General features: G+C 67.7%; 21 protein-coding genes. 8 read left to right on the top strand and 13 right to left on the bottom strand.

Translation table 11 applies throughout. The features are described from left to right. Positions 1 to 15 precede the first annotated feature (15 nt). On the bottom strand, positions 16 to 1,719 hold the full coding sequence (aceF, locus tag ACXI0D_RS14640; protein WP_101766121.1) for a dihydrolipoyllysine-residue acetyltransferase: 1,704 nt from the start codon (positions 1,717 to 1,719) through the stop codon (positions 16 to 18). Between the two features lie 167 nt (positions 1,720 to 1,886). Further along, on the bottom strand, positions 1,887 to 2,402 hold the full coding sequence (locus ACXI0D_RS14635; protein ID WP_479642725.1) for a DNA-deoxyinosine glycosylase: 516 nt from the start codon (positions 2,400 to 2,402) through the stop codon (positions 1,887 to 1,889). 186 nt (positions 2,403 to 2,588) lie between these two features. On the opposite strand from ACXI0D_RS14635, the gene ACXI0D_RS14630 reads away from it, so the two are divergent. The 3 genes from ACXI0D_RS14630 to glpK all read left to right on the top strand — a co-directional run bounded on the left by ACXI0D_RS14630 (position 2,589) and on the right by glpK (position 6,489). Then, positions 2,589 to 3,224, top strand: coding sequence for an OmpW/AlkL family protein (locus tag ACXI0D_RS14630; protein WP_014038574.1), 636 nt, complete (start codon positions 2,589 to 2,591; stop codon positions 3,222 to 3,224). Between the two features lie 154 nt (positions 3,225 to 3,378). Beyond that, positions 3,379 to 4,884 carry a glycerol-3-phosphate dehydrogenase gene (gene glpD, locus ACXI0D_RS14625; RefSeq protein ID WP_101766123.1) on the top strand — a complete coding sequence of 502 codons (1,506 nt, stop codon included), beginning with the start codon at positions 3,379 to 3,381 and terminating at the stop codon, positions 4,882 to 4,884. 105 nt (positions 4,885 to 4,989) lie between these two features. Continuing rightward, positions 4,990 to 6,489, top strand: a complete 1,500-nt coding sequence (glpK, locus tag ACXI0D_RS14620; protein ID WP_101766124.1) for a glycerol kinase GlpK — start codon at positions 4,990 to 4,992, stop codon at positions 6,487 to 6,489. 97 nt (positions 6,490 to 6,586) lie between these two features. Here glpK and ACXI0D_RS14615 read toward each other — a convergent pair whose 3' ends face one another. Further along, positions 6,587 to 7,381 carry a MetQ/NlpA family ABC transporter substrate-binding protein gene (locus ACXI0D_RS14615; protein ID WP_014038577.1) on the bottom strand — a complete coding sequence of 265 codons (795 nt, stop codon included), beginning with the start codon at positions 7,379 to 7,381 and terminating at the stop codon, positions 6,587 to 6,589. 26 nt (positions 7,382 to 7,407) lie between these two features. Then, a complete protein-coding gene (locus ACXI0D_RS14610) occupies positions 7,408 to 8,379 on the bottom strand; it encodes a helix-turn-helix transcriptional regulator (RefSeq protein ID WP_014038578.1) in 972 nt (323 codons plus the stop codon). Between the two features lie 81 nt (positions 8,380 to 8,460). Between ACXI0D_RS14610 and ACXI0D_RS14605 the strand changes: the two genes are divergently transcribed. Then, the gene (locus ACXI0D_RS14605) at positions 8,461 to 9,063 is read left to right on the top strand and encodes a LolA family protein (RefSeq protein WP_049445987.1); all 603 of its coding nucleotides are present in this window, start codon (positions 8,461 to 8,463) and stop codon (positions 9,061 to 9,063) included. Between the two features lie 106 nt (positions 9,064 to 9,169). Beyond that, the gene (locus tag ACXI0D_RS14600) at positions 9,170 to 9,946 is read left to right on the top strand and encodes a DUF481 domain-containing protein (protein WP_049445907.1); all 777 of its coding nucleotides are present in this window, start codon (positions 9,170 to 9,172) and stop codon (positions 9,944 to 9,946) included. A 117-nt stretch (positions 9,947 to 10,063) separates the two neighbouring features. Here ACXI0D_RS14600 and hemC read toward each other — a convergent pair whose 3' ends face one another. The 5 genes from hemC to mdoH form a co-directional block, all read right to left on the bottom strand. Further along, complete coding sequence (gene hemC, locus ACXI0D_RS14595) at positions 10,064 to 10,975, bottom strand: hydroxymethylbilane synthase (protein ID WP_101766125.1); 912 nt, start codon at positions 10,973 to 10,975, stop codon at positions 10,064 to 10,066. Positions 10,976 to 11,535: 560 nt separating this feature from the next. After that, entirely contained in the window at positions 11,536 to 12,267 is a 732-nt protein-coding gene (locus ACXI0D_RS14590; protein ID WP_049443312.1) for a LytR/AlgR family response regulator transcription factor, read from the bottom strand. Positions 12,268 to 12,277: 10 nt separating this feature from the next. Continuing rightward, a complete protein-coding gene (locus ACXI0D_RS14585) occupies positions 12,278 to 13,321 on the bottom strand; it encodes a sensor histidine kinase (protein WP_049443311.1) in 1,044 nt (347 codons plus the stop codon). A 3-nt stretch (positions 13,322 to 13,324) separates the two neighbouring features. After that, positions 13,325 to 13,984, bottom strand: coding sequence for an alpha/beta hydrolase (locus ACXI0D_RS14580; RefSeq protein WP_101766126.1), 660 nt, complete (start codon positions 13,982 to 13,984; stop codon positions 13,325 to 13,327). A gap of 50 nt (positions 13,985 to 14,034) precedes the next feature. Next, on the bottom strand, positions 14,035 to 15,960 hold the full coding sequence (gene mdoH / locus ACXI0D_RS14575; RefSeq protein WP_049443309.1) for a glucans biosynthesis glucosyltransferase MdoH: 1,926 nt from the start codon (positions 15,958 to 15,960) through the stop codon (positions 14,035 to 14,037). A gap of 496 nt (positions 15,961 to 16,456) precedes the next feature. On the opposite strand from mdoH, the gene ACXI0D_RS14570 reads away from it, so the two are divergent. After that, entirely contained in the window at positions 16,457 to 18,502 is a 2,046-nt protein-coding gene (locus ACXI0D_RS14570; RefSeq protein WP_479642724.1) for a TonB-dependent receptor domain-containing protein, read from the top strand. A gap of 60 nt (positions 18,503 to 18,562) precedes the next feature. Here ACXI0D_RS14570 and ACXI0D_RS14565 read toward each other — a convergent pair whose 3' ends face one another. Continuing rightward, complete coding sequence (locus ACXI0D_RS14565; protein WP_005419553.1) at positions 18,563 to 18,733, bottom strand: hypothetical protein; 171 nt, start codon at positions 18,731 to 18,733, stop codon at positions 18,563 to 18,565. Positions 18,734 to 18,949: 216 nt separating this feature from the next. Between ACXI0D_RS14565 and ACXI0D_RS14560 the strand changes: the two genes are divergently transcribed. Then, on the top strand, positions 18,950 to 19,336 hold the full coding sequence (locus ACXI0D_RS14560; RefSeq protein ID WP_119006805.1) for a DUF2628 domain-containing protein: 387 nt from the start codon (positions 18,950 to 18,952) through the stop codon (positions 19,334 to 19,336). Between the two features lie 90 nt (positions 19,337 to 19,426). Here the strand turns inward: ACXI0D_RS14560 and ACXI0D_RS14555 are convergent, their stop codons facing one another. The 3 genes from ACXI0D_RS14555 to ACXI0D_RS14545 all read right to left on the bottom strand — a co-directional run bounded on the left by ACXI0D_RS14555 (position 19,427) and on the right by ACXI0D_RS14545 (position 24,074). Continuing rightward, positions 19,427 to 21,958: a methyl-accepting chemotaxis protein gene (locus ACXI0D_RS14555; RefSeq protein ID WP_119006806.1), complete on the bottom strand. Its 2,532-nt coding sequence runs from the start codon at positions 21,956 to 21,958 to the stop codon at positions 19,427 to 19,429. A gap of 212 nt (positions 21,959 to 22,170) precedes the next feature. Next, on the bottom strand, positions 22,171 to 23,064 hold the full coding sequence (locus ACXI0D_RS14550) for an NAD-dependent epimerase/dehydratase family protein (protein WP_014038589.1): 894 nt from the start codon (positions 23,062 to 23,064) through the stop codon (positions 22,171 to 22,173). A 98-nt stretch (positions 23,065 to 23,162) separates the two neighbouring features. Next, a complete protein-coding gene (locus ACXI0D_RS14545) occupies positions 23,163 to 24,074 on the bottom strand; it encodes a S41 family peptidase (RefSeq protein ID WP_119007004.1) in 912 nt (303 codons plus the stop codon). Between the two features lie 49 nt (positions 24,075 to 24,123). Here ACXI0D_RS14545 and ACXI0D_RS14540 point away from each other — a divergent pair, with 49 nt between their 5' ends. Next, complete coding sequence (locus tag ACXI0D_RS14540; RefSeq protein WP_049443306.1) at positions 24,124 to 24,588, top strand: MarR family winged helix-turn-helix transcriptional regulator; 465 nt, start codon at positions 24,124 to 24,126, stop codon at positions 24,586 to 24,588. Positions 24,589 to 24,590 lie beyond the last annotated feature (2 nt).

Below are 24,590 nucleotides of genomic sequence, written 5' to 3'. Positions count from 1 at the left end.
GGGCGAAGCGGTGCCTTACAGCAGCACGCGGCGCATGTCGGCCAGTACCTGCGACAGGTACGTGGTGAAGCGTGCGGCCAGGGCGCCGTCGATGACGCGGTGGTCGTAGCTCAGCGACAGCGGCAGCATCAGCTTCGGTGCGAATTCCTTGCCGTTCCAGACCGGCTGGATGGACGACTTGGAGACGCCGAGGATGGCCACTTCCGGTGCGTTGACGATCGGGGTGAACGCGGTGCCGCCGATGCCGCCCAGCGAGCTGATCGAGAAGCAGCCGCCGCTCATGTCGGCCGGGCCCAGCTTGCCGTCGCGTGCCTTCTTGGCCAGTTCGCCGGTTTCCTGCGCGATCTGCACCACGCCCTTCTTGTCCACGTCGCGGATGACCGGCACGACCAGACCGTTCGGCGTGTCGGCGGCAAAGCCGATGTGGAAGTACTTCTTCAGGGTCAGGTTTTCACCGCTGGCATCGAGCGAGGCGTTGAATTCCGGGAACTTCTTCAGCGCCGCGGCGCTGGCCTTGATCAGGAAGGCAAGCATGGTCAGCTTGATGCCGGCCTTCTCGTTCTCCTTGTTCAGCGCCACGCGCAGGCCTTCCAGGTCGGTGATGTCGGCCTGCTCGAACTGGGTGACGTGCGGGATCATGGCCCAGTTGCGGGCCAGGTTCGCACCCGAGATCTTCTTGATGCGCGACAGCGGCTGGACTTCGGTCTCGCCGAACTTGCTGAAGTCGACCTTCGGCCACGGCAGCAGGTTCAGGCCACCACCGGCGGCGACGGCGCCACCGGCAGCTGCCGGCACGCCACCGCTGAGCGCGGCCTTGACGAACTTCTGCACGTCACCCTTGGTGATGCGGCCACCCTTCTCGGTGCCGTTGATCTGCAGCAGGTCCACGCCCAGCTCGCGGGCGAACACGCGCACCGCCGGGGTGGCGTACGGCACCTTGGCCGGCAGCACGCCATCGGCGTTGAACTGCACCGGCGGGCTGCTCGGCGTACCGGCCGACGGCGCGGCAGCAACCGGAGCGGCGGCGGCAACCGGAGCAGCGGCCTGCGGGGCCTGCGTTGCAACCGCCGGAGCGGGCGCAGCGGCCTTGGCCGGTGCCGGCGCGGCAGCGCCCTCGGCTTCGATGATGGCAACCACGTTGCCCTGCGACAGGTTGTCGCCGACCTTGACCTTGATCTCCTTGACCACGCCGGCCACCGAGGACGGCACTTCCATGGTGGCCTTGTCGCTTTCCAGCGTGACCAGGCCCTGGTCCTTCTTGACCGTGTCGCCCACGGCGACCAGCACTTCGATGACCGGAATGCCGGCGTAGTCGCCGATGTCCGGCACCAGCGCTTCAACCGCGCCACCGCTGGCAGCCGGGGCGGCCGGTGCAGCTGCGGCCGGGGCCGGCGCGCTCTGGGTGGCGGCAGCCGGTGCAGCGGCCTTGGCCGGTGCCGGTGCGGCAGCGGCCGGCTTGGCAGCTTCGGCTTCGCCTTCGGCCACTTCGATCAGTGCCACGACCTTGCCTTCGGACAGGCTGTCGCCCACCTTGACCTTGAGCTCCTTGACCACGCCGGCCACCGAGGACGGCACTTCCATGGTCGCCTTGTCGCTTTCCAGCGTCACCAGGCCCTGGTCCTTCTTGACCGTGTCGCCGACGGCGACAAGCACCTCGATTACCGGGATATCGCTGTAGTCACCGATATCGGGGACAAGTGCTTCCTTGATTTCGGCCATGGGGATAACTCCGGCAATCTGGTGTAGGGAAACGTCTATTGTGCGGCCAGCGGGGTCCAGCGCCAACCGTTACAGGTGTTTTCAGTACGCACGCAGCCGGGACAGGCTGTTGCCCATGGGTCGTGGCTGCGACCAGTCGGTAGCGTATTGTCCGGACGATGTCCGCTTCATGTCGCCCGCGCGTCGGCCACCGGCTGCCACGCCTGGCGCATGCGCGGCAACGACCACGCCGCATTGGCCGGGCTGGTCGACGGCAACGCGAGCACCTTCGGCGGGGCCTCCAGCCGCGGCAGCACCCAGCGCTGGAATGCCTGCAGTGACGCACCGCCATTGCAGCCGATCAGCGTCAGCTCAGGCAGCGTGGCGATCAGTTCTGGCAGTGCATTGGCCACTTCCGTACCACGCACGATGTCGGCATCCAGGCTGCCGCGTCGCTCGCAGCGCCCGATCACATCCCACAGGCCGATGCCCGCGGCGTTCAACGCCTGCAGCCGTTGCGCATAGGGCAGACCCGCGTCGAAACCGCAGATATCGGCCATCAGCGGCCAGAAGCGGTTGCGCGGATGCGCGTAGTAGCGCTGCTCCTGCAGGGATGCCACGCCTGGCATCGAGCCCAGCAGCAGTACCCGGCATGCCACGTTCACCTGCGCTTGCAGGCCAATGCACAACGTTGCTGTGCTCACATCTTCTCCAACTGCATGAATGTCAGCGACGGCCAAAAACCCCATGAATACAGGCATTCCGCACCCGTCGCTGAACAAGGAAAACTATTTTTTAACGTGCGTCGGATTCGATTCATGTTGGGGCGACTACGGTGTGCTCGCCCCGCAACCGGGGGCCCAAAACAAGAAACATTAGGAGATACCCCCATGCGCTCCATCCGTATCCTGAGTCTCGCCCTGCTGACCTCCGCCGCCTTCGCGCCGGCCGCTTTCGCCCAGGACAGCAGCACCACCGATACCGCTTCGGGCAAGCATTTTGCCGTTGTTGGCGGCATCTCGCTGCTGCAGCCGAAGAACGACCCGATCACCGGCGTGAAGAAGACCGACGGTGGCCCGGCGCCGACCGTCAGCTTCAGCTACTACATCAACGACAACTGGGCCGTTGAGCTGTGGGGCGCTGCCGACAAGTTCGACAACAAGTTCAAGGGCCCGAACAACGCCCGCCTGGGTTCGGTCGAGCAGCAGCCGGTCGCGCTGAGCGGCCAGTACCACTTCGGCCAGGCTGACAACGTGTTCCGCCCGTTCGTGGGCGTCGGCTACTACCAGTCGAGCTTCAGCAACGAGAAGCTGGGCAACGGCGCTGACACCGACATCCGCTTCAAGGATGCCAAGGGCGTGATCGGCACCGTCGGCGTCGACATGAACATCAACTCCACCTGGTTCGCCCGTGCTGACGCCCGCTACATGCGCGCCCGCCCGGACATCAAGGTTGGCGGCGAGAAGATCGGCGAAGCCAAGATGGATCCGTGGACCGTCGGCTTCGGCATCGGCGCCCGCTTCTGATCCAGGCAGCACCGCTTCACTGATGCAACGCGACGGGCCCTTCGGGGCCCGTCGTCGTTTCCGTCACCTGCGTTCTGTAGAGTCGAGCTTGCTCGACTGCCCTTTGTAGGGTCGAGCCATGCTCGACTGTACAGACACGGGGCGCGGAGACACGATGGACGATGTCGACCTGCTGGTGATCGGTGGCGGCATCAATGGCGCCGGCATCGCCCGTGACGCCAGTGGCCGTGGCCTGCGCGTGCTGCTGTGCGAACAGCACGACCTGGCCGCGCACACCTCCAGTGCCAGCAGCAAACTGATCCACGGCGGCCTGCGCTACCTGGAACAGGGCGAGTTCGGCCTGGTGCGCAAGGCGCTGGGCGAACGTGAGGTGGTCCGCCGGCAGGCCCCCCATCTGGTCCATCCGCTGCGCTTCGTGCTGCCGTGGGAACCGCACCTGCGCCCGCGCTGGATGCTGCGCGTGGGGCTGTGGCTGTACGACCATCTGGGCCGGCGCGGCCCCGCCTTCCCCGCGTCACGCGCACTGGAACTGCAACGCGATCCGCTCGGCCAGTGGCTCTCCCCAACGCTGCGGCAGGCCTTCAGCTACGCCGATGCGCAGGTCGATGACGCGCGACTGGTACTGCTCAACGCCCTGGATGCCGCGCAGCGGGGCGCACAGGTGCGGGTGCGCAGCCGCTGCACCGACCTGCACCCCGTGCAGGGCCGGTGGCGGGCCGTTGTGGAATCCGCCGATGGCCAGCCGCACCCCGTGAATGCACGCGCCGTGGTCAACGCGGCGGGCCCGTGGGCCGGGGGCCTGCTGGAACGGATGCAGGCGCGCAGCGGCGGCCCCGCGCTGCGCCTGGTGCAGGGCAGCCACATCGTGCTGCGCCGGCCCTGGCCCGATGACAGCGCCTGCCTGCTGCAGCAGCCCGACGGACGCGTGGTGTTCCTGCTGCCCTTCGCCCACGACCACCTGCTGGTGGGCACCACCGATACCGACTATCGCGGTGACCCGGCGCGCTGCAGCGTGCTGCCCTCCGAGGTGACCTACCTGTGCGAAGCGGCCAATCGCTACCTGCGTGACCCCATCGCCCCGGAGGAGGTGGTCTGGGCGTTCGCCGGTGTCCGTCCATTGCTGGCTGACCCGGATCCACGCGCAGCGAAGCTGAGCCGCGACTACCGCCTTCAGGTGCAGGTGGACCCGGCACCAGCGCTGCACGTACTGGGCGGCAAGCTGACCACCTACCGGGTGCTGGCCGAGGAGGCACTGGACCTGCTGCGCCCTGCCCTGCCACAGATGGGACCGGCCTGGACGGCGCGCGGAGACCCGCTGCCGGGCAGCGACTGGGGCGACGCCGCACAGGCAGGCTCGCACCTGCTGGCGCTGGCACCCTGGTTGCCCGCCGGTATCGCGCGACGCTGGGCCGGGGCCTATGGCAGTCGCAGCGCGGAACTGCTGCAGGGTGTACAGGGCCTGCACGATCTGGGCGAGGACTTTGGCGGCGGCCTGCATGCGCGCGAAGTGGACTTCCTGCGCGAACGCGAGTGGGCGTGCGACAGCGACGATATCCTGTGGCACCGGAGCAAGCTGGGGTTGCGGCTGGATGCTGCACAGGTGGCACGGCTACAGGCGTGGATGCGAGGTCGGATCCCTTTCCCACGGAATGGGCTCTGACCCCAGTGTTTCAACGTGTGCCAACCAAGGTTGGCAGCTACCTGGGCGGCCGCGAGCGACGCGACCGATGCATTAGGATTTCCCCATCGCTACCGGAGACGCTGCATGACGCCCCGCTACGTGCTGGCCATCGACCAGGGCACCACCAGTTCCCGCGCGATCCTGTTCGATCGTGCCGGCGACATCGTCGGCAGCGCGCAGCGCGAGTTCGCGCAGATCTTCCCGCACCCCGGCTGGGTCGAGCATGACCCGCGCGAGATCCTTACCAGCGTCTATGCCACGTTGACCGAACTGCTCAGCCGCGGGCAGATCGACCCGCGTCATATCGCCGCACTGGGCATCACCAACCAGCGCGAAACCACCGTGGTCTGGGACCGTGCCACCGGCCAGCCGATCCACAATGCCATCGTCTGGCAATCGCGGCAGAGCCACGCCATCTGCGAGCGGCTGAAGTCCGACGGGCATGAAGCGCTGATCCGCGAACGGACCGGCCTGCTGATCGATGCCTATTTCTCCGCCACCAAGGTGCGCTGGATCCTCGACCACGTGGAAGGTGCGCAGCAGCGCGCCGAACGTGGCGAGCTCCTGTTCGGCACCATCGACAGCTGGCTGGTGTGGAACCTGAGCGGTGGCCAGGCGCATGTGACCGACTACAGCAATGCTGCGCGAACGCTGTTGTTCAACATCCACACGCTGGACTGGGATGACGAGCTGCTGGCCCTGCTCGACATCCCACGCGCGATGCTGCCGCAGGTACGCGACTCCAGCGCGGTATACGCGCATACCCGGCCGCAGTTCTTCTTCGACCACCCGATCCCGATCGCCGGCATCGCCGGTGACCAGCAGGCGGCGCTGTTCGGCCAGGCCTGCTTCCAGCCGGGCATGGTCAAGAACACCTATGGCACCGGCTGTTTCATGCTGATGCATACCGGTGCGCAGGCGGTGCGGTCGCGCAACGGCCTGCTGACCACCATTGCCTGGGGCCTGGACGGACGCGTGGAGTACGCGCTGGAAGGCTCGATCTTCATCGCCGGCTCGGTGGTGCAATGGCTGCGCGATGGGCTGCGCATGATCGAACGTGCAAGTGACAGCCAGGCACTGGCTGCGCAGGTGCCCGACAGTGGCGGCGCTTACCTGGTACCGGCGTTCGTCGGCCTCGGCGCGCCCTATTGGCGCAGTGACGTACGCGGTGCGATGTTCGGGTTGACCCGCGGCACCCGCAAGGCGCACTTCGTGCGCGCCGCGCTGGAAGCAATGGCCTACCAGACCCGGGACGTGCTTGATGCGATGCAGTCCGATGCCGGTATCGCGCTGACCGAGCTGCGCGCCGATGGCGGTGCGATCGGCAATGACTTCCTGGCCGGTTTCCAGGCCGACATCCTCGGTGTGCCGCTGCTGCGGCCGCGACTGACCGAGACCACCGCGCTGGGTGCGGCCTACCTGGCCGGTCTGGCGGTGGGGTTCTGGACCAGCCGCGAACAGATCGCCGCGCAGTGGGGCCTGGACCGGCGTTTCGAGCCACAGATGGAGGTGGCCCGGCGCGAGAAGCTGTATGCGGGATGGCAGCAGGCGGTGGCCGCCACCCTCGCCTTCCACGTCGATTGAGGGTAGTGCCGGCCGCTGGCCGGCAACCCCATGATGTCTGGGGGAGCGCCTGGAGATTGCCGGCCAGCGGCCGGCTCTACCACATGGCCAGATGCAGTCAGAACGCCGGCAGCACCGCGCCCTTGTACTTGGTCTCGATGAAGGCCTTCACCTGTGGGCTGGTCAGGGCCTTGGCCAGCTTCTGCACGCGGGCATCGTCCTTGTTGTCCGGGCGCGCGACCAGGAAGTTCACGTACGGCGAGTCCTTGCTCTCGATCGCCAGCGCATCCTTGGTCGGGTTGAGGCCGGCATCCAGCGCGTAGTTGGTATTGATCAGGGCCAGATCGACCTGGTCCAGCACGCGCGGCAGCATCGCCGAGTCCAGCTCGCGGAACTTCAGGTTCTTCGGGTTGGCGATGATGTCGCGCTGGGTCGACAGTGCGTTGGTCGGGTCCTTCAGCTCGATCACGCCGGCCTTGTGCAGCAGGATCAGCGCGCGGCTGTTGTTGCTGGGGTCGTTCGGGATCACCACGTCGGCGCCTTCGCGCAGCTCGGCCAGCGACTTGACCTTGCGCGAGTACGCACCGAACGGCTCGATGTGCACGCCGATCACCTTCACCAGGTCGGTCTTGCGGTCACGGTTGTAGGCATCCAGGTACGGCTCGGTCTGGAAGTAGTTGGCATCCACCTGCTTCTGCACCAGCTGGTCGTTGGGCTGCACGTAGTCATTGAACACGCGCACGTCCAGGTCCACGCCTTCCTGCTTGAGGATCGGCTTGACCACCTCGAGGATCTCGGCATGCGGCACGGCCGTGGCGGCCACCACCAGCTTCTGCGAGGGCTCGCCGGACTTGCCGCAGGCGGTCAGGGCCAGCGCAGCGGCGAGCAGGGGCAGCAACAGGGTCTTCTTCATGGGGGATTGGATTCTCGGGGGGAATGTCAGGATTTTTCGTAGTTGCTCAGGGCCAGCTCAAGCAACGCCTTGGCCTGCTCGCGCAGCATCATCGGCTCGACGATCTCGGCATCCGAGCCGTAATGCAGCACATCCATCAGCAGCTCGCGCGAGACGCTGTACGGCACCTTCAGCTCATAGCGGCCGTCGGCCAGGAAGCGGCCCTGCTGCTTGGAATGCCAGTGCTCGTCGGCCACCCAGCGCGCGGCCTTGGCGCTGAACAGGATGGTCGCCCACCCCTTCGGCGCGCCAGAGAAGATGCCGTAGCTGGCGCCGAGCTGCTCGTCCAGCTCGCTGTCGGCGACATCGCGCGCGGTGCTGTCGACCACCCGCGCCTTGTGGATGCGGTCCACCGCGAAACTGCGCAGGGCGTCGCGGTCATGGTCCCAGGCATCCAGGTACCAGTTGTCGCGATAGTGGGTCAGGCGCTGCGGTGAGACGGTGCGCTTGGTCGGCTCGTCGGTGGAACGGGCGCGGTACTCGAACGCCAGCTGGCGGCGCTCCAGCACGGCCGACGCGACGCTGCGGAAGCTGCCTTCGTCGAACTTGCGGCCTCGGTGCGGAATCACCCGCACGCGGTCGACCGGCCAGCTGGACACGCCGGCCTGGGCCGCCAGCAGGCTCTCGATGCGTTGCTGCAGCGGTGCCAGCACCGACGACAGCACACCACCGCCGGTCCGCGCCAGCAGGTGCTGCGAGGCCAGCAGGGCATGCAGCTCCTCCGAGCTGAGCCACAGGCCGGGCAGCTCGAAACGGTCGCTCTCGTCAGCCTGGTAGCGGAAGCCCGCCTCGCCGTCGCCCTCGATCGGTGCCATCAGCGCATCGCGCAGGAAGGCCAGGTCGCGGTAGACGGTGGCGCGGGAACAACCGAGCTTGTCCTGCAGGGTCGCCACCGTCACCGGATAGCGCGCGGACTTGAGCAGACGATGCAGGGCGGTGATGCGTTCGTATCGGTCCATACCCCCGATTATGTCCGAGTCGCGGGTCTTGTGTGGGACGTTTGGGCTATCGTGGTCGCCCCCACCCCCATGGAATACCCGATGCGCCGGTTGCCTGCCCTGTCCCTGCTGGCCTGCCTGCTGCTGGCCGCCTGTGATCGCGCGCCGGCGCCGGCCAGCACCGGGACCCCGGTACCCGTCGCCGATCCGGCGCAGGCGGTGCTGGGCGCCAGCCAGCGTTTCGCGGCCCTGCGCAGCTTCCACGCCGAACTGGAGGTGCTGGGCGCACCGCAGCCGGTGCGCAGCGCCATGGACTTCGTCGCGCCCGATCGTTTCCGGGTGGAGACGCCGGCGGGGCCGCAGACCATCATCGGCGACACCATGTTCCTGCAGGCCGACGGCGCGATCCGCCAGGTGCCGACCCCGCCCGGCCTGCTCGAGCAGTGGCGCAACCCGCTGCCGGCCGATGCCCTGCCCGCCGACCTGAAGGCCGAAGACCTCGGCAGCCAGGCGCTGGACGGGGTCGAGACCCGGCACTACCGGCTGCGTGATGCGCAGCCCGGCGAACGCCTGGAGTACTGGGTGGATACCCAGGGCCTGCCACGCCAGATCGTGCGCAGCGGCAGCAGCAATGGCCGCAGCTTCCAGCTGCGCCTGCGCTATTCGCGCTTCAACGACCCCGCACTGCGTGTCGATCTGCCCTGAATAGGCGATCGCGGCAACGTTCGCTGAAGCGCGCATTGGATCGATTCGGACCGCCATCACGCTTCCAGTATCATCACCGGCTGTTAACCGTTTCGGAGAAGCCTCGATGTCCCTGCGCGTGTCCCTGCTGATCCCCCTGCTGCTGTGTGCGCCGCTCGCATACGCACAGGATGCCTCCGAGCTGGCGGCGATGTCCTCGCCGTGGAGCGGCAGTGGTGGCGAGCTCGGCTTTGCCTCGGCACGCGGCAACAGCAGCACCGAGAGCTTCAACGGCCGCCTTCGCCTGCGCTACACCGACGGCGACTGGGTGCACAGCATGGACCTGTTCGGCCTGCGCTCCAGCTCCAAGGTGACCGAGACCAACGACGACGGCACCACCACCCGCCGCAACAACACCACCGCCAACCGCTACACGGGCAGTGCCGGCAGCGCGCTGCAGCTGGGCGAGCACCGCCAGCTGACCGCCACGGTGCGTACCGAGCGCGACGACTTCGCCACCTACGACCGCCAGAGCTCGTTCGGTCTGGGTTACGGCACCCGCCTGTGGAACACCGAGCGCTTCTCGTTCGACGCGCAGATCGGCCCCGGTGTGCGCCGTACCCACAGCACCGAGGACGACCGCACCCGCACCGGCCTGATCGGCCGTGGCCTGTTCGACATGAAGTACTCGCTGACCGACAACACCGACCTGGTCAACACGCTGCTGGTCGAATCCGGTTCGTACAACACCTTCGGCCAGAACGACTTCGGTGTCTCTGTCAGCATGAACGAGCACCTGGCACTGAAGGCCGGCTGGCAGGCGCGTTACAACAGTGACGTTGCTGTGGACAAGCGCAAGACCGATACGCTGACCACGATGAACGTGGTCTACAAGTTCAAATAAGCAGAACGGGCGCCGAGGGCGCCCGTTCTGCTTCCGGTAGTGCCGGCCGCTGGCCGGCAACTGCATTCAACTGGGGCACGAGGTTGCCGGCCGATGGCCGGCACTACCTGCGATGGATCAGACGTTCAGCAGTTCGCCGGCACCGGCGTCCAGCAGCATCTTCGCCACGCGCTGGCCCAGCGCCTCCGGATCCCGGGCCGGGCCCACCGCCTCGGCGCGCACCGCACGACCATCGCTGGCACTGCCGACCAGGCCCTGCAGGTGCAGGTCGTCGCCCTGCCACTGCGCGATCGCCGCCACCGGCACGTGGCAGCTGCCGTGCAGCGCACGGTTCATCGCCCGCTCGGCTTCCACGCAGGCGCGCGTAGCTGCGTCATCAAGCGTGGCGAACAGCGCCATCAGGCGCGTATTGCCACCGTCGCACTCCACCGCCACCGCGCCCTGCGCCGGTGCCGGCAGCCACTGCGGCGGTTGCAGGCGCGCGACGATGCGCTCGCCCAGGCCCAGACGCTCCAGGCCGGCCACGGCCAGCACGATGGCGTCGTAGCCACCATTGTCGAGCTTGGCCAGGCGGGTGTTGACGTTGCCGCGCAGGTCCAGCAATTCCAGATCCGGGCGCAGCGCGCGCAGCTGGGCCTGGCGGCGCAGCGACGAGGTGCCGACCCGCGCACCGATCGGCAGCGCGTCCAGCGAGGCGTACAGGTTGGAGACGAAACCATCGGCCGGATCGTGGCGGGTCAGCATCGCCGGCAGCGCGAAGGGTTCATCCAGTTCCATCGGCACATCCTTCAGCGAGTGCACGGCGCAGTCGGCCTCACCGCGCAGCATGGCCAGCTCCAGCTCCTTCAGGAACAGGCCCTTGCCACCGATGGCGGCCAGCGAGCGGTCCAGCACCTCGTCACCGCGGGTGCTCATCGGCACCAGTTCCACATGCAGGCCGGGATGGGCCTGGCGCAGGCGGTCGGCGACGTGTTCGCTCTGCCAGAGGGCGAGCGGGCTCTTGCGGGTGGCGATGCGGACGGTTTCCATCCGGTCATTATCGCGCCTTCGGCGCGGATACGGCCAACGGCGGAGCCCCTCGTGGCTGCTGCATCGGCTGGATCTATGGCGCTTGGCCGGGGCGGTGGGGTCACGCGGGGACGCCGTAAACCCGTCCTTGGGGGCTTGGCCGCGGCATCCATGCCGCGGACACCCCGCCTGCCCCCACCGCCCCGGCCTCTGACAGTTTCCGTGCGCGTCAGCCACGGAAGATCAAAAGAAAAAAAAGCAGAAGCAAAAGCAACAGCCGACGGCTTCCGGGGTCAGATCCCTTTTCCGCAGGAAAAGGGATCTGACCCCTCTTTCCAAGCCGATAACACCAATGCTCTTGCTGTCCGATGCAGTGAAGAACGAGAGGGTTGGGCCGGGGTGGGGTGACGGGACCGTTGGCGCCATGGATGGCGCCATCGAGCCCCCATGGATGGGTTTACGGCGTGTCCCGTCACCCCACCCCGACCCGACCCAGCACGTAAGAACAATGAGCCGACCAACCTGCTGTTGATCTTGATGTTGATCTGTAAGCAGTCGCGGCCGCAGGCCGCGCGGAACACTCACAGATGCCGCAGTTCCTGCTTCAGCGTCGCCACGCAGCGGCGGCTGACTTCCAGCGGCTGCCTGCCATGCCGCAGCACCGCCTGCACCTGCCCACCCGAGCCGCGGCGCAGTTCCACCAGCTCGTGGCGCGCCACCAGGCAGTTGCGATGGATGCGGATGAAACGGCTGGCGAACTCTTCTTCCAGCGACTTCAGCGATTCCTCGATCAGGTCCTCGCCGCGCGCGTGGTGCACTACCACGTACTTCTCTTCGGCCTGCAGGTAGTGGATGTCGTCCAGCGGAATCAGCCGCAGGCTGCCGCGCAGGCGTGCGCACAGCACGCTGCGTGCCTGCTGCCCGCCATGTTCCTGCGGCTGGCCATCGCGGCCGGCCAGGAATGTGCGTGCACGTGCAATCGCCGCTGCCAGTCGTTCGGCGCGCACTGGCTTCATCAGGTAGTCGATCGCTGCGGCCTCGAACGCCGACAGCGCATGCGCATCGTAGGCAGTGCAGAACACCACCGCCGGCCGCGGTTCGAAGCTGGCCAGGTGGCGGGCTGCTTCCAGGCCGTCCAGCCCAGGCATTGCGATGTCCAGCAGGACCAGGTCGGGCTGCAGCTCCGCGCACGCGTGCAGGGCCTGCTCGCCGTTGCCGGCCTCGGCCACCACGTCCACGCCGTCCTGCGCCGCCAACAGGCTGCGCAGGCGCTCGCGCGCCAGTGGTTCGTCATCGGCGATGACTACCCTCACGATCGTTCCCTCACTGGATCGGCACTGTCACCTGGCAGGCATAGTAGCCTTCGCTCCAGCCAGCCGTCATCCGCGCGGCGCTGCCGAAGCGCCAGGCCAGCCGATGGCCGATGCTGTGCTGGGCATGGCCGGCCCCCCGCGCCAAGGCCAGCCCGGGCGCCTGCGGATCAGGCGCGGGATTGCGCACGCGGATCTGCAGCTCGTTGCCCTCGCACAGCAGCTGCAGCTCGATGGTGCCGCCGTCGGGCAGGCGCGAGATGCCGTGCAGCACGGCGTTTTCCACCAGCGGCTGCAGTACCAGCCTCGGCAATGGCAGGTCCCACGGCAGCGGCTCGTCGCGCTGCCAGCGCACCTGCAGGCGTTCGCCCAGGCGCAGCGATTCGATCGACAGGTAGCGCTCGGCCAGTTCGCATTCGTCGCGCAGGGTGGAATCGCCCTCGCCTGCACCGAGCGCAGCACGGAACAGATCGGACAGATCGAGCACCGCACGTTCGGCCACCGCGGGATCGCGATGCAGCAGGCTGGCGATCAGGTTCATGCTGTTGAACAGGAAGTGCGGGCGGATCCGCGCCTGCAGCGCGTCGGCCTGGGCGCGTGCATTGGCCTGCACCTGCGCGGCCCAGCGGTCGCTGACATAGAAGTAGCGCAGCGCCAGCGCGGTGATCAGCGCCGTGGTTGCTGCACTCCCAAGGGTGAAGCGCCAGAAGCTGATGCCGCTGGCGAAGCTGTCACCCAGCACCGCGTACAAGGCGTGCACGATGCCGGCACAGACCACCGCGATCAGGGTCGCCAGTGCGATGGCGGCGACCGCCCCCAGCACCTGCGGCAGCCTGGACAGCGCCTGCCGCAGCAGGCACAGGCAGGCGGTCACCGCCAACGCCAGCCATAGCGCGAATCCACTGGCCGACAGCAGTTCGCCGAAGGTCCAGTGGCGGCTGCCATCCGGGGCCAGGGCCAGCACCACCACCACCAGTTCGGCCAGGCCCAGCATCGCCGCCAGCCGCGGCAGGCGGCACAGTTCCGGCATCCATGGCGGTGTGCTGGCCGGGGACATGGCTCAGCCCGCGCCCAGGCGTTCCTGCAGCCAGTCACCCAGTGCCTGGATCTCTTCGGCACAGACCTGGTGGGCCATCGGGTAGCTGTGCCATTCCACCTCCAGGCCCAGCGCCTGCAGCGCCTGCGCGCTGTGTACGGCCACCGCCTGCGGAATCACCGGGTCGCTGCTGCCATGGGCCATGAACACCGGCACCTGCACGGCACCGTCAACACGCGTGGCGCTTTCAGCTTCGGGCAGGTAGGTGGACAGCGCGATCAGGCCGGCCAGCGGCGCGGTGCGCGACAGCGCAGCGGTCAGGATGATCGCGCCACCCTGCGAGAAGCCGGCCAGGAAGATCTTCTCCGCCGGAATGCCGCGCTCGATCTCACGCGCGATCAGCGCGTCCAGCTGCGCCACCGATTCCTGCACGCCGGCCATGTCGGCGCGCGAACGGAAGTCCATGCCGACGATGTCGTACCAGCCGCGCATCGGCACGCCGTTGTTGATCGTGATCGGCCGCACCGGTGCGTGCGGGAACACGAAGCGCAGCGCCGGCCAATGCGGCCGCACCAGCTCCGGCACGATCGGCGCGAAATCATGGCCATCGGCGCCGAGGCCGTGCAGCCAGATCACCGACCACTGCGGCGAGGCGCCGGTTTCCTGTTCCACCGTTTGCAGCATGATGCGGCTCCTTCAAGTTCGAGCCGCATTATGCCGCTGGCGCGGGGCAATCAGTACAGCGGCGGTTGCGCGGCCGCTTCCCGGCGCAGCTGCGCGGCGCGTACCAGCACCGGCGGCGGGATGTTCTCCTCGGGGATATCGAGCAGGCCAAGACGGTGCAGGAAGGCGCCGGGGCCACGCGAGGACGTCAACGCCACCACCGGGACCGCCAGCACCATGCCGATCACCACCGGCGCCATCCACGCCGCCAGCGATGGCGACACCGCCCAGGCCAGCACGCCCATGAAGGCGCCGAACACACCCAGGCCACCGTAGCCGCGGATCAGTGCCAGCCACGAGATGCCACCGTCGTCACGCTGCTGCGCGTCCCAGCCGGAATCGCGGCCGGACAACACTTCGGCCACGCCCCGCGACTGCACGTACATCACCACCGGCGCCATCAGTGCGGCCAACACGGTTTCCACCAGCATCGACACGAAGGCACGGATCGCACCGCCGCAGCCACGGCGGTCGACCGGGTCCAGCAGCATCGCCAGGTAGCCGAGCACCTTGGGCAGCAGCAGCACCGCCATGGTGGCGGCGAACAGGCGCACCACCTGCTCTTCGTCCTGTGCGCGCCAGTAGACGCTGGGCGACAGGTGCAGCAGGGCGTTGAAATCGATGCCCTCCTGGAACAGCGGGATGGCGATGCCGATCAGCATCAGCATTGCCCACATCGGCGCGGTGAAATAGTGGCCGATGCCGATCAGCATGTGCGTGCGGCTGATCCAGTGCAGGCCGCGGCTGCCGACCACCTTGCCGTGCTGCAGGTTGCCCTGGCACCAGCGACGGTCGCGCACCAGCAGGTCGGTCAGGGTCGGCGGGCCCTCTTCATAGCTGCCACCGAGGTAGGGCACCATGTGCGCGGCCCAGCCGCCACGCCGCATCAACGCCGCTTCGACGAAGTCATGGCTGAGCACGTGGCCGCCGAACGGCTTGCGCCCCGGCAGCGCCGGCAGGCCGGCGTGGTCGGCGAAGGCGCGGGTGCGGATGATGGCGTTGTGGCCCCAGTAGTTGCTCTCGGCGCCATGCCACCAGGCCACGCCGCGGGCGATCACCGGCCCGTACACGCGGCCGCCGAACTGCTGCATGCGCGCGAACAGGGTACGGCCGCCGATCACCGACGGCAGGGTCTGGATCAGGCCGACGTCGGCGTTGTGCTCCATGCCGGCCACCAGGCGCACGATGCTGTCGCCGGTCATCAGGCTGTCGGCGTCGAGGATCAGCATCTGCGGGTAGGCACCGCCGAAGCGGCGGACCCAGTCGGCGATGTTGCCGGCCTTGCGCCCGCTGTTGTCACCACGGCGACGGTAGAACAGGCGGGTCTGCCCGTCCGGCACCCGCTCGCGCAGCTCGGCGAACACCTGCTCCTCGGCAGCGGCGATATCCTCGCGACGGGTATCGCTGAGCACGAAGAAATCGAAGCGGTCGAGCTGGCCGGTGGCCGCCACCGACTCGTAGATCGCCTGCAGGCCCGCCAGCAGGCGGCGCGGATCTTCGTTGTAGGTCGGCATCAGCAGTGCGGTGCGGCTGTGCACGGTCGGCAGCGGCTTGTCCGGGTCGATGCCGAGGCGGTAGCCACGGTCGAACACGGCGGTCAGGAAGCCGGCCAGGGCGCTGGCGAAAGACAGCGCGATCCAGGCAAACAGGCCGACGAACAGTACCAGCAGACAGGCTTCAAGCACGCTGATGCCATTGGCCGACAGCACCCGCCACATCATCCGCGTGGCCACGGCGGTCATGCCGAGCGTGCCACCGAAAATGTACAGCCGGCGCAGGCCGATCAGGCGCGGCGACGTGCGGTGCCGCCGGACCTTCAGCGCGCCTTCGCGCAAGGTCTGTTCGGGCATCTGCAAGGGAGATTCAGCGGGCAGCAGCGCCCAGCCGGCATCGAGCCGGGGCGTTTCTGCTTCCGCATGGATGGTCTGCACCCCCATCGCCGCCTACTCCGCGCCGTCGGCACGGCCGGCCATCCCGGCCGGGCTGCATGCACCATGGTTCCCGGCGCGCTTTCCCGGCGCCCGCACTTGTCCTGGCTGTGTCGGCCTCAGGCCGCACAGTCGATGTCTGTCACTACCGGAACCCACACGATCTCCAACGGGGCGGAATCGAAAATGCGGCCCAGTCTAGGGCGCCGAATGTAAGCCGAGCGCGAAGGTCTACGCCGGGATTTATCCCCATTCAGCAAATAGCAGGCGATCATGCCGGGGATTGGCCAGATGTCATTACATCGCCCCCGGTACTGGATCGTAACAAACGCGAACGGTTATCATTTCATTAACCAGGCAGGTCACCGTCTTCCGCACGGCCGCGACCCACCCAGCTGCGCCGGTCCACACCGCGCGCCCGACGACCCACGGAAGGGGGGGCTGCCTGCTGTCTGCCTGCGCCTGCTGCTTCCACAGGGTCACCCCACCTCCCATGGAAGCCGTCATGTCCCCGTCGTCCCGTTCCCGTTCCGCGCGCCTGCCGCGCACCCGCCTGGCCAGCGCTCTGGCCACCGCCTGCCTGCTCGCCCTGCCCGGCCTGGCCGCTGCAGAGGCCAGCGCCGATGCCTCCACCAAGGACCTGGATACCGTGGTGGTCACCGCCTCGGGCAGCCAGCAATGGATCAAGGATGCCCCGGCCAGCATCAGTGTGATCAGCCGTGAGGACATCGAGCGCCAGCCGGTGCCCGACCTGGCCACCCTGCTCAGCCGCGTGCCGGGCGTGACCGGCGGCCTCAGCGCCGTCGGCGAACAGTCCAAGATCAAGCTGCGTGGCATGCCGTCCAACTACACGCTGGTGCTGGTGGACGGCAAGCGCATGGGCAGCTCGGCCGCGACCAACTATCGCCCCGACCTCGGCCGCCAGGACCTGAACTGGATCTCGCCCGACCAGATCGAACGCATCGAAGTGGTGCGCGGCCCGATGTCGTCGCTGTACGGCTCTGACGCGATGGGCGGCGTGATCAACATCATTACCCGGCGCATCGGCGACGAATGGAATGGCAGCGCCACCCACAGCTATACCCGTCCCGGTGATGGCAAGCGCGGCGATACCCAGCAGATCGGCGCCACCTTCTCCGGCCCGCTGGGCGAACGCTTCGGCCTGCGCATCGGTGCCAACAGCATGCGCCGTGATTCGGACCAGTCCAACAACGGTGTCTACGGCAATGCCTACGCCGGCGAGAAGGACCGCAATGTCGATGCGCTGCTGCAGTGGAAGCTGAGCGATGCACAGGAACTGTCGCTGGAAGCCGGCCATGGCGTGCAGCAGGCCTTCATCGATGCGTCGCTGGAAAAGCAGGACGAAGGCGCCTGGGGTGCCAGTGAGCTCAAGCGCAGTTCGCTGGCGCTCAACCATGATGGCACGTGGAGCTTCGGCACCTCCAAGCTCAGCGCGTACTGGACCGAATACAAGAACGACATCGGCGCCACCGGACGTTCCGAGGCCACCGACACGATCATCGAAGGCAGCCTGACCACGCCGTTCACGCTGGGCGTTGAACACCAGTTCGCCGTGGGTGGGCAATGGAAGCGCCAGGAGCTGACCAACACCGACACCATCGGCCGCGCGCCGATCGACTACGCCGGCAATGCCGTCAGCGGCTCCAACCTGGAAGTGGATACGTGGGCGCTGTTCGTCGAAGACGAACTGAAGCTGCACCGCACCCTGGCCCTGACCGTGGGCGCGCGCCTGGACCACCATGAGAAGTTCGGCGGCCACGTCAGCCCGCGTGCGTACCTGGTCTGGCATCCGGCCGAACAGTGGACGATCCGCGGTGGCGTCTCCAAGGGCTTCCGGGCGCCCAGCCTGACCGAGAATTCGGCCACCGCGGCCACCCAGTCCGGCGGCCGCGGCTGCACCTCGCTGATCCCGCTGGGCTATACCCGCGGCGGCTGCTACATGGCCGGCAACCCGGACCTGGATCCGGAAACCAGCACCAACCGCGAGATCGGCATCAGCTTCGACAATGACCTGATCGATGTCGGCGTGACCTACTTCCATACCGACTTCCGGAACAAGATCGAGTACGCGCCGCTGGGCCGTTTCAACGGCATCTGGTGGACGCGCATGAGCAACGTGCAGCGCGCGCGCACCAGCGGCATGGAAGGCAACTTCAATGTCCGCTTCGGCGAGCAGTGGCGCTGGCGCACCTCGGCCACGTGGATGAAGGAAGCCAAGAACCTGACCACCGGCCGCAACCTGATCGATACGCCGGAATTCTCAGGCTATTCGTCGCTGGACTGGACGCCGAACACGGTGTTCTCCAGCAGCCTGTCGGCGCAGTACACCGGCAAGCAGACCGGCACCGCCACGACCTTCCTCAAGGCCTACACGCTGTATGACCTGACCGCTGCATGGAACGTCAACGAGGTACTGACCCTGCGCGGTGGCGTCAGCAACCTGGCGGACAAGAAGCTGTATGCCGAAGGCTCCACCGACTACTTCGTGGCCGGGCGCAGCTACTTCCTGAGCATGACCGCACGGTTCTGACCGGCGGCGCGCGCCGTGATCGCGCTGGCGACATGCCAGCGCGATCGACGGTGTTGCGGGTTACTCGCTTTCCAGCGCGGCCGGTGCCGCATCCCGCGTGGCGGCCGTGCGTGCACGGTCCATCGCCACCGCCAGTTGCTGGCGTGCGAGCAGTTGTTGTGCCTGCACCACTTCAGGTGTCGGCAGGAGCACCGGTCCCGGTGCGTTTTCCGGTGTAGCAGGTGTGGTCATGCAACCTCCATGGACATCCCGCCGCCGCACGGGTCCAGCCGGGGCGGCAGCGGAACTGCGCACCCTATCCTAAAAACAAGGCGGGTGGGTGACGGTGCGGCGCCCTGCCGCAGCCCCACACCGGCCCACCCGTCACATTTTTGACGCCCGAGGCTGGTTTCCTGAACCGATCGCCCCGTATCATGTAACCGTTTTCCTACAAGGACGTATTCGTCAATGAACGCAGTCGACCTCTCCCGCTTCAGCCCGAAGTGGCAGTTCCGCTTCAACTTCTTCCAGCAGCACGGCGCTCCCAAGGAGCCGGGTTTCAAGCAGGCCTGGAAGGCGCTGTCCTTCGGCGACCGCCTGAAGGTCAACATCAACTTCTTCGCCTTCTTCTTCGGCGCCATCTACCTGTTCATCCTGGGCATGTGGCGCAAGGCGCTGGTGGTGATCGGCATCAACATCGTGCTGGTCATCGTCACTCTGTTCCTGCCGGAAATCGTTGCCCGCGCACTGTTCATCGCCATGAACTTCCTGGTCGCCTCCAGCACCAACTACAGCTACTACCTGGAACAGGTGAAGGGCAAGGCCAGCTGGAACCCGTTCGAAGGCATGTTCTAAGCCACCGCAGTCACCGGACGCGGTCCGGTGCACCAGCGAGAGCAACGATGACGCCCGGCCTTGGCCGGGCGTCATCGTTCATGCAGTGCCTCAGGCTGCGCGGCGTGACGGCACCTGCGGCTCGGCCTGCAGGCGGAAGCGCGATACCGCCACCGCCAGCTGCTCGGCCTGCTCTTCCATCGCCCGCGCGGCGGCGCTGGCTTCCTCCACCAGCGCGGCGTTCTGCTGGGTGGTTTCGTCCATCTGCACCACGGTCTGGTTGACCTGCTCGATGCCGGCCGACTGCTCGCGCGAGGCCGCCGAGATCTCGGCCATGATCTCGTTGACCCGGCCGACCTGGCCGACGATTTCCTGCATGGTGCGGCCCGCGCCGTGCACCAGCTGCGCACCGGCACCCACCTGCGCCACCGAGGCGTCGATCAGCTCCTTGATCTCCTTGGCCGCACCGGCCGAGCGCTGCGCCAGTGCGCGCACTTCGCTGGCGACCACGGCGAAGCCGCGGCCCTGCTCACCGGCGCGCGCCGCTTCCACTGCCGCGTTCAGCGCAAGGATATTGGTCTGGAAGGCGATGCCATCGATCACCGAGATGATCTCGGCGATGCGCTGCGACGACGCTTCGATCTGCTCCATGGTGTGCACCACCTGGCTGACCACCTGGCCACCTTCGCTGGCCACGCCCGCCGCGGAACCGGCCAGCGTGTTGGCCTGCAGCGCGTGATCGGCATTCTGGCGCACGGTGGACGTCAGCTCTTCCATCGACGCGGCCGTTTCTTCCAGGTTGGCGGCCTGCTGTTCGGTGCGCCGCGACAGATCGCTGTTGCCGGCGGCGATCTCGCCGGCGGCCAGGCGGATGCTGGCCGCCGACTGCTGGATCTGGCCGACGATCTGGGTCAGCTGCTGCACGGTGCTGTTGGCATCGTCGCGCATCACTGCGAACACCCCGTGGAAGTCGCCCTGCATGCGGGCGCTGAGGTCACCGGCGGCGATCGCGCGCAGCAGCGTCGACAGCGCCGCCAGGTTGTGGTCGCTGACCTGCATCATCGTGTTCAGGGTCTCCACCATGCGGCGGAAATCGTGGTCGAAGCGCAGTGCATCACCGCGCACGGCGAAATCACCGGCGGCGGCAGCGGCGGCCAGCTGCTGGATCTGCTCGTTGATCGCGGCCAGGTTGCTCTTGGTGGTCGCCATCGCGGCGGTGAACACCGCCTTCTCGCCCGGCAGCGCTTCCATGTCCACGCTGAGGTCGCCCACGGCATAACGCTGCATCACTTCAACCAGGCGCTGGGTGACCGCATTGCTGGACGCCACCAGCTGGTTGCTGTCGGCCACCATGCGGCCGTACTCGCCCGGGAACGCCGCGGCATCCATGCGGTAGCTGAGTTCACCGGCATCGTGGCGGCGCGCCATTTCGGCCTGCGCGGCCATCACCGCTTGCAGCTGGCCGCGCATGCCCTGCATCGCGTCCAGCAGGCGCCCCACTTCGTCATTGCTGCGCGCCGGCAACGTGCTGTCCAGCTTGCCGGCGGCGACGTCGCCGGCCACGCGCACCGCTTCGGCCAGCGGGCGGATCGCCAGGCGGCGCAGCAGTACATAGACACCGGCGCTGAGGGTCAGCGCGGCGATCACGCCGACCAGCAGGGTCAGCCACAGCAGCTGGCGCGCTTCGGCCACGATCACCGCATGCGGCATCACCACGCCCAGCGCGAAGCGCTGCGGGGCATCGCCCACGCGCAGCGGCACATACACGCGCACGTTGCCGGCCGCATCGGGGCTGAAGGCCTCGAACGGGCGGTCGGCGGCGATCTCGGTCAGCATGCTGCGGGTCAGTGCATCGTTACGCGGCTTGCCGATTTCGGCGGCGTTGGCCGAGGCCAGCACCACGCCCTTCGGCGACAGCAGTTCGATCCGGCCGGCCCCCATCGGCTTCAGCGTGGCCAGGTGCCTCTGCAGTGCCGCCAGCGAGAAGTCGACGGTGAATACACCGAGGAACTTGTCGTTCTCGATGATCGGCGTGCTCAGCGTACTCATCAGCACCTGCTGCCCGGCGATGTCATAGGCATAGGGCTCGCTGACCTTGGGAAGCTTGTCGCGGCTGGGCACGATGTACCAGTCACCGGAACCACTGGCAGTCTCGGTGTAGTCGGTCATCTGCGACTGCTGCGGCTTGCCGTCATGCCAGGCCCAGTAGCTCATGTAGCGGCCGGTGGCGTCGTGCGCTTCGGTGTTGACGAACGCGGCATCCTTGCCGTCGAAGGCGTCGGCCTCCCACATGGTGCTCTTGCCCAGCCATTCCGGATGGGTGCGCAGCTGCTCACCCAGCACGGCGGCCAGGCTGGCGCGATCGGGCACATCGCCACGGGCGCGCTGGGCCAGCACGGTCTCGACCATGGCGTCATTGCTGGCGAAGGCGGTGCCCAGATCGGCCGAGACCTGGCGCGCTTCGGCGGTGGCCTCGCTGGTCATGGTCTGGCGCGAAGCGCTGATCAGGCTGGCGCTGGCCTGTCGGTAGATCAGGAACGCGGTCAGGCCGAAGCACAGCAGCGCGATCGCGGCGGTGCCCAGCATCAGCTTGTGGGCGATGCTACCCGGGCGGCGGGCAGCGGCGGAGCGGGAAGAAGACATGGGAGGGTCCGCAAGGCAGTTCAGGACGACCGGCACCACGAAGGCACCGCGCAGGCGCGCGATCCGTCGCGCAGGCCACCGGCCGCCGGGGTGGTCCCGGCGCTGGAAGCGCACCGGGTTAGCGGCCGCCCGCCAACGAGGTTGAGGCGACCGGCCTGCACATTCCTGAATCTGCTCAGGGTCGGGTCAGCTACCCGCCCGTCGCGATGACCTCACTCGGCCACGCGGTCCTTGATCCACTGCGCGCGCGGCAGTACCTCGATGCTGCCGACGGCGTACTGCTGCAGCACGTCGTCCGGCCCGAAGCACGGTTGCCAGCCCAGCTCGCTGCGCAGGCGGGCACTGTCGTAGACACGGTCGATGCTCAATGGCAGCGGCCAGCCACGGCGTTCGAACTCGGCCAGCAGCTGCGGCGCGCGGCGGGCCAGCACGCTGCGCGGGTGGGTGGCCAGTTCCAGGCAGTCCTCGCGCCGGAACGGCGTCGGCGCGCAGGCGAGGTAGCGGGCGAAACGGGCGCCTTCGTCGAGCAGCAGTGCAGCATGTGCGCTGGCCACATCGCGGGCGTCGATGCCGCGATGCAGGCGGAACATCGCCATCCGTTCGGGCGGTTCCGGGAAGCACCGGCCCATGCGCAGCACGCGAACGCTGAAGCCCGGCGTGGCGGCAGCTTCAGCCAGGGTCTCGGCCTGCAGCTTGGTGCGGTGGTAGATCGTGCGCGGCAGCGGCTCGGTGTCTTCGTCGATCCAGCGGCAGCCACCGGCTACCACGGCATGGCCGTACAGCGCCGTGGTGCTGGTCAGCACGAAACGCCGTGCGCCGGCTTCGCGTGCGGCCTGCAGCAGGTGCGCGGTTGCCTCCACGTTGATCTGCTGGAACACCGCGTCCGGCACCAGGCCAACATGCGGGGCATGCAGGGCCGCGGTATGGATGACCGCGTCCACGCCCTTTACCGCGCGTGCGACGGCCTGGCGGTCGGTGACATCGGCAATGATGCGCGTGGTGGCGAACGGGCTGCGGTCCAGCCCCACCACTTCGTGGGCGGCCGCCAATGCACCGAAGATCGCGCGCCCGATGCGCCCGGAACTGCCGGTCAACAGAATCTTCATTGAGTCCATTCACTCGAAGCGCCCGGGAACTACCGGGATGCCTCGATTCTAGGCATGCATTCGCGCATCTGCGATAGGACAGCCATGCAATCGTGCGTTCATCTTGACGACTTCGCAGGCGCCAGCAGTTGCCGCGCGATGAACAGCGGATCGTCGCCGCCGGCCACATCAGGCCTCACGCCGGTGCCTTCCCAGTTGCCACCGGTGCGCAGATTGATGGGTTGCCGGTCGGGAATGCTGATCTGATAGCCATCGGGCAGCAGCACAGGATCACTAAACATATGCGCTGCGCCGCCACTGCGCGTGCCGACAATCCGCGCGCGACCCAAGGCCTGCAGCGAGTAGGCGACGAACTCGGCGGCCGAACCGGTGCGGCGGTCGATCAGCACCACCAGCGGTTTCAGGTAGGCGGGCAGGCTCGCCGGCGGCAGCGGTACCGGCGTGCGCCGGCCGCGCTGGTCCAGCTGCTGCACCGTGCCGATCTTCGCGTCCAGCAGCGTCCGTACCAGCAGATCGGCACTTGCATCGTCGCCGCCGCCGTTCTGGCGCAGGTCCAGCACCAGGCCATCGGTGTCGGCCAGCAGCATGAAGGCCGCAGCAAGCTTCGGCCGCGCCAGATCCAGCGGATAGAAGGTACTCAACCGCAGGTAGCCAACGTTGCCCTCCAGCACCCGCACCTCGCGCACGCCGGCGCCGTTGCTGCGGGCATCGGCGCGCCAGGCCATCAACCAGTCGTCCTGGCCGGCCGCCGCGTCCACGCGTTCAACGTGGAAGTGGCCATCGAACATGTCCAGGTCCTGGTTCAGGCGTGCGCTGAACGCAGCAGGATCCGAGCAGCTGTCCGCATAGCGCTGCTGCGTCGACCAGCTGCGCAGGGCGTCGGCGATGCGGGCGCCCTGCGCCTCGTCCAGGTACTGCGCCTGCACGGCGCTGGCGGCCGCCTGCAGGACCCCGTCCTGCGCGGGGCAGGCCGCCGCCAGCAACGCGCCGAGCATCCAGGAGAGCGCCATCATCCACCCCGCATTGAAGATATATAAGTGCTTATATATCATCCCGGTCATGGATCTCCAACACGCCACGCTGGGTACCCTGCTGCGCGCCCTGCTCGACCAGCTGGACCCGGCCGTCGAGCAGGCCTACCAGGACCTGCGCCTGGACTACCGGCCGCGCTACACGCCGGTGCTGCGCACGCTGATGGCGCAGGGCCCCTGCCGGATCAAGGACCTCGCGCTGGCCTGCGGGCTCAGCCATTCGGCGCTCAGCCAGACCGTGGCGGCGATGGTGCGCGATGGTTGGCTGCACACTGCCAACGGTGACGACGGGCGCGAACGCATCCTGCAGTTGAGCCCACGCGCGCAGCGCGCGATGCCTGTGCTGCAGGCGCAATGGCAGGCCACCGCAGTGGCGGCACGCAGCCTCGATGCCGATCTGGGCCAGTCGCTGGAGCAGGTGCTGCGCGAAGCACTGGTGGCGCTCGAACAACGGCCCTTCGCACAGCGCCTGCAGGACGCCCGCCGGCGCTGAAG

The sequence above is a fragment of the Stenotrophomonas sp. C9D9 genome, from assembly GCF_056491205.1.
This window is presented reverse-complemented; position numbering and strand designations above follow the sequence as displayed.

Excerpts from the sequence above, each read along its gene's own strand:
- aceF (WP_101766121.1), bottom strand. The coding sequence starts at position 1,719 with ATGGCCGAAATCAAGGAAGCACTTGTCCCCGATATCGGTGACTACAGC.
- ACXI0D_RS14630 (WP_014038574.1), top strand. The coding sequence starts at position 2,589 with ATGCGCTCCATCCGTATCCTGAGTCTCGCCCTGCTGACCTCCGCCGCC.
- glpD (WP_101766123.1), top strand. The coding sequence starts at position 3,379 with ATGGACGATGTCGACCTGCTGGTGATCGGTGGCGGCATCAATGGCGCC.
- glpK (WP_101766124.1), top strand. The coding sequence starts at position 4,990 with ATGACGCCCCGCTACGTGCTGGCCATCGACCAGGGCACCACCAGTTCC.
- ACXI0D_RS14615 (WP_014038577.1), bottom strand. The coding sequence starts at position 7,381 with ATGAAGAAGACCCTGTTGCTGCCCCTGCTCGCCGCTGCGCTGGCCCTG.
- ACXI0D_RS14610 (WP_014038578.1), bottom strand. The coding sequence starts at position 8,379 with ATGGACCGATACGAACGCATCACCGCCCTGCATCGTCTGCTCAAGTCC.
- ACXI0D_RS14605 (WP_049445987.1), top strand. The coding sequence starts at position 8,461 with ATGCGCCGGTTGCCTGCCCTGTCCCTGCTGGCCTGCCTGCTGCTGGCC.
- ACXI0D_RS14600 (WP_049445907.1), top strand. The coding sequence starts at position 9,170 with ATGTCCCTGCGCGTGTCCCTGCTGATCCCCCTGCTGCTGTGTGCGCCG.
- hemC (WP_101766125.1), bottom strand. The coding sequence starts at position 10,975 with ATGGAAACCGTCCGCATCGCCACCCGCAAGAGCCCGCTCGCCCTCTGG.
- ACXI0D_RS14585 (WP_049443311.1), bottom strand. The coding sequence starts at position 13,321 with ATGTCCCCGGCCAGCACACCGCCATGGATGCCGGAACTGTGCCGCCTG.
- ACXI0D_RS14580 (WP_101766126.1), bottom strand. The coding sequence starts at position 13,984 with ATGCTGCAAACGGTGGAACAGGAAACCGGCGCCTCGCCGCAGTGGTCG.
- mdoH (WP_049443309.1), bottom strand. The coding sequence starts at position 15,960 with ATGGGGGTGCAGACCATCCATGCGGAAGCAGAAACGCCCCGGCTCGAT.
- ACXI0D_RS14570 (WP_479642724.1), top strand. The coding sequence starts at position 16,457 with ATGTCCCCGTCGTCCCGTTCCCGTTCCGCGCGCCTGCCGCGCACCCGC.
- ACXI0D_RS14565 (WP_005419553.1), bottom strand. The coding sequence starts at position 18,733 with ATGACCACACCTGCTACACCGGAAAACGCACCGGGACCGGTGCTCCTG.
- ACXI0D_RS14560 (WP_119006805.1), top strand. The coding sequence starts at position 18,950 with ATGAACGCAGTCGACCTCTCCCGCTTCAGCCCGAAGTGGCAGTTCCGC.
- ACXI0D_RS14555 (WP_119006806.1), bottom strand. The coding sequence starts at position 21,958 with ATGTCTTCTTCCCGCTCCGCCGCTGCCCGCCGCCCGGGTAGCATCGCC.
- ACXI0D_RS14550 (WP_014038589.1), bottom strand. The coding sequence starts at position 23,064 with ATGAAGATTCTGTTGACCGGCAGTTCCGGGCGCATCGGGCGCGCGATC.
- ACXI0D_RS14545 (WP_119007004.1), bottom strand. The coding sequence starts at position 24,074 with ATGGCGCTCTCCTGGATGCTCGGCGCGTTGCTGGCGGCGGCCTGCCCC.
- ACXI0D_RS14540 (WP_049443306.1), top strand. The coding sequence starts at position 24,124 with ATGGATCTCCAACACGCCACGCTGGGTACCCTGCTGCGCGCCCTGCTC.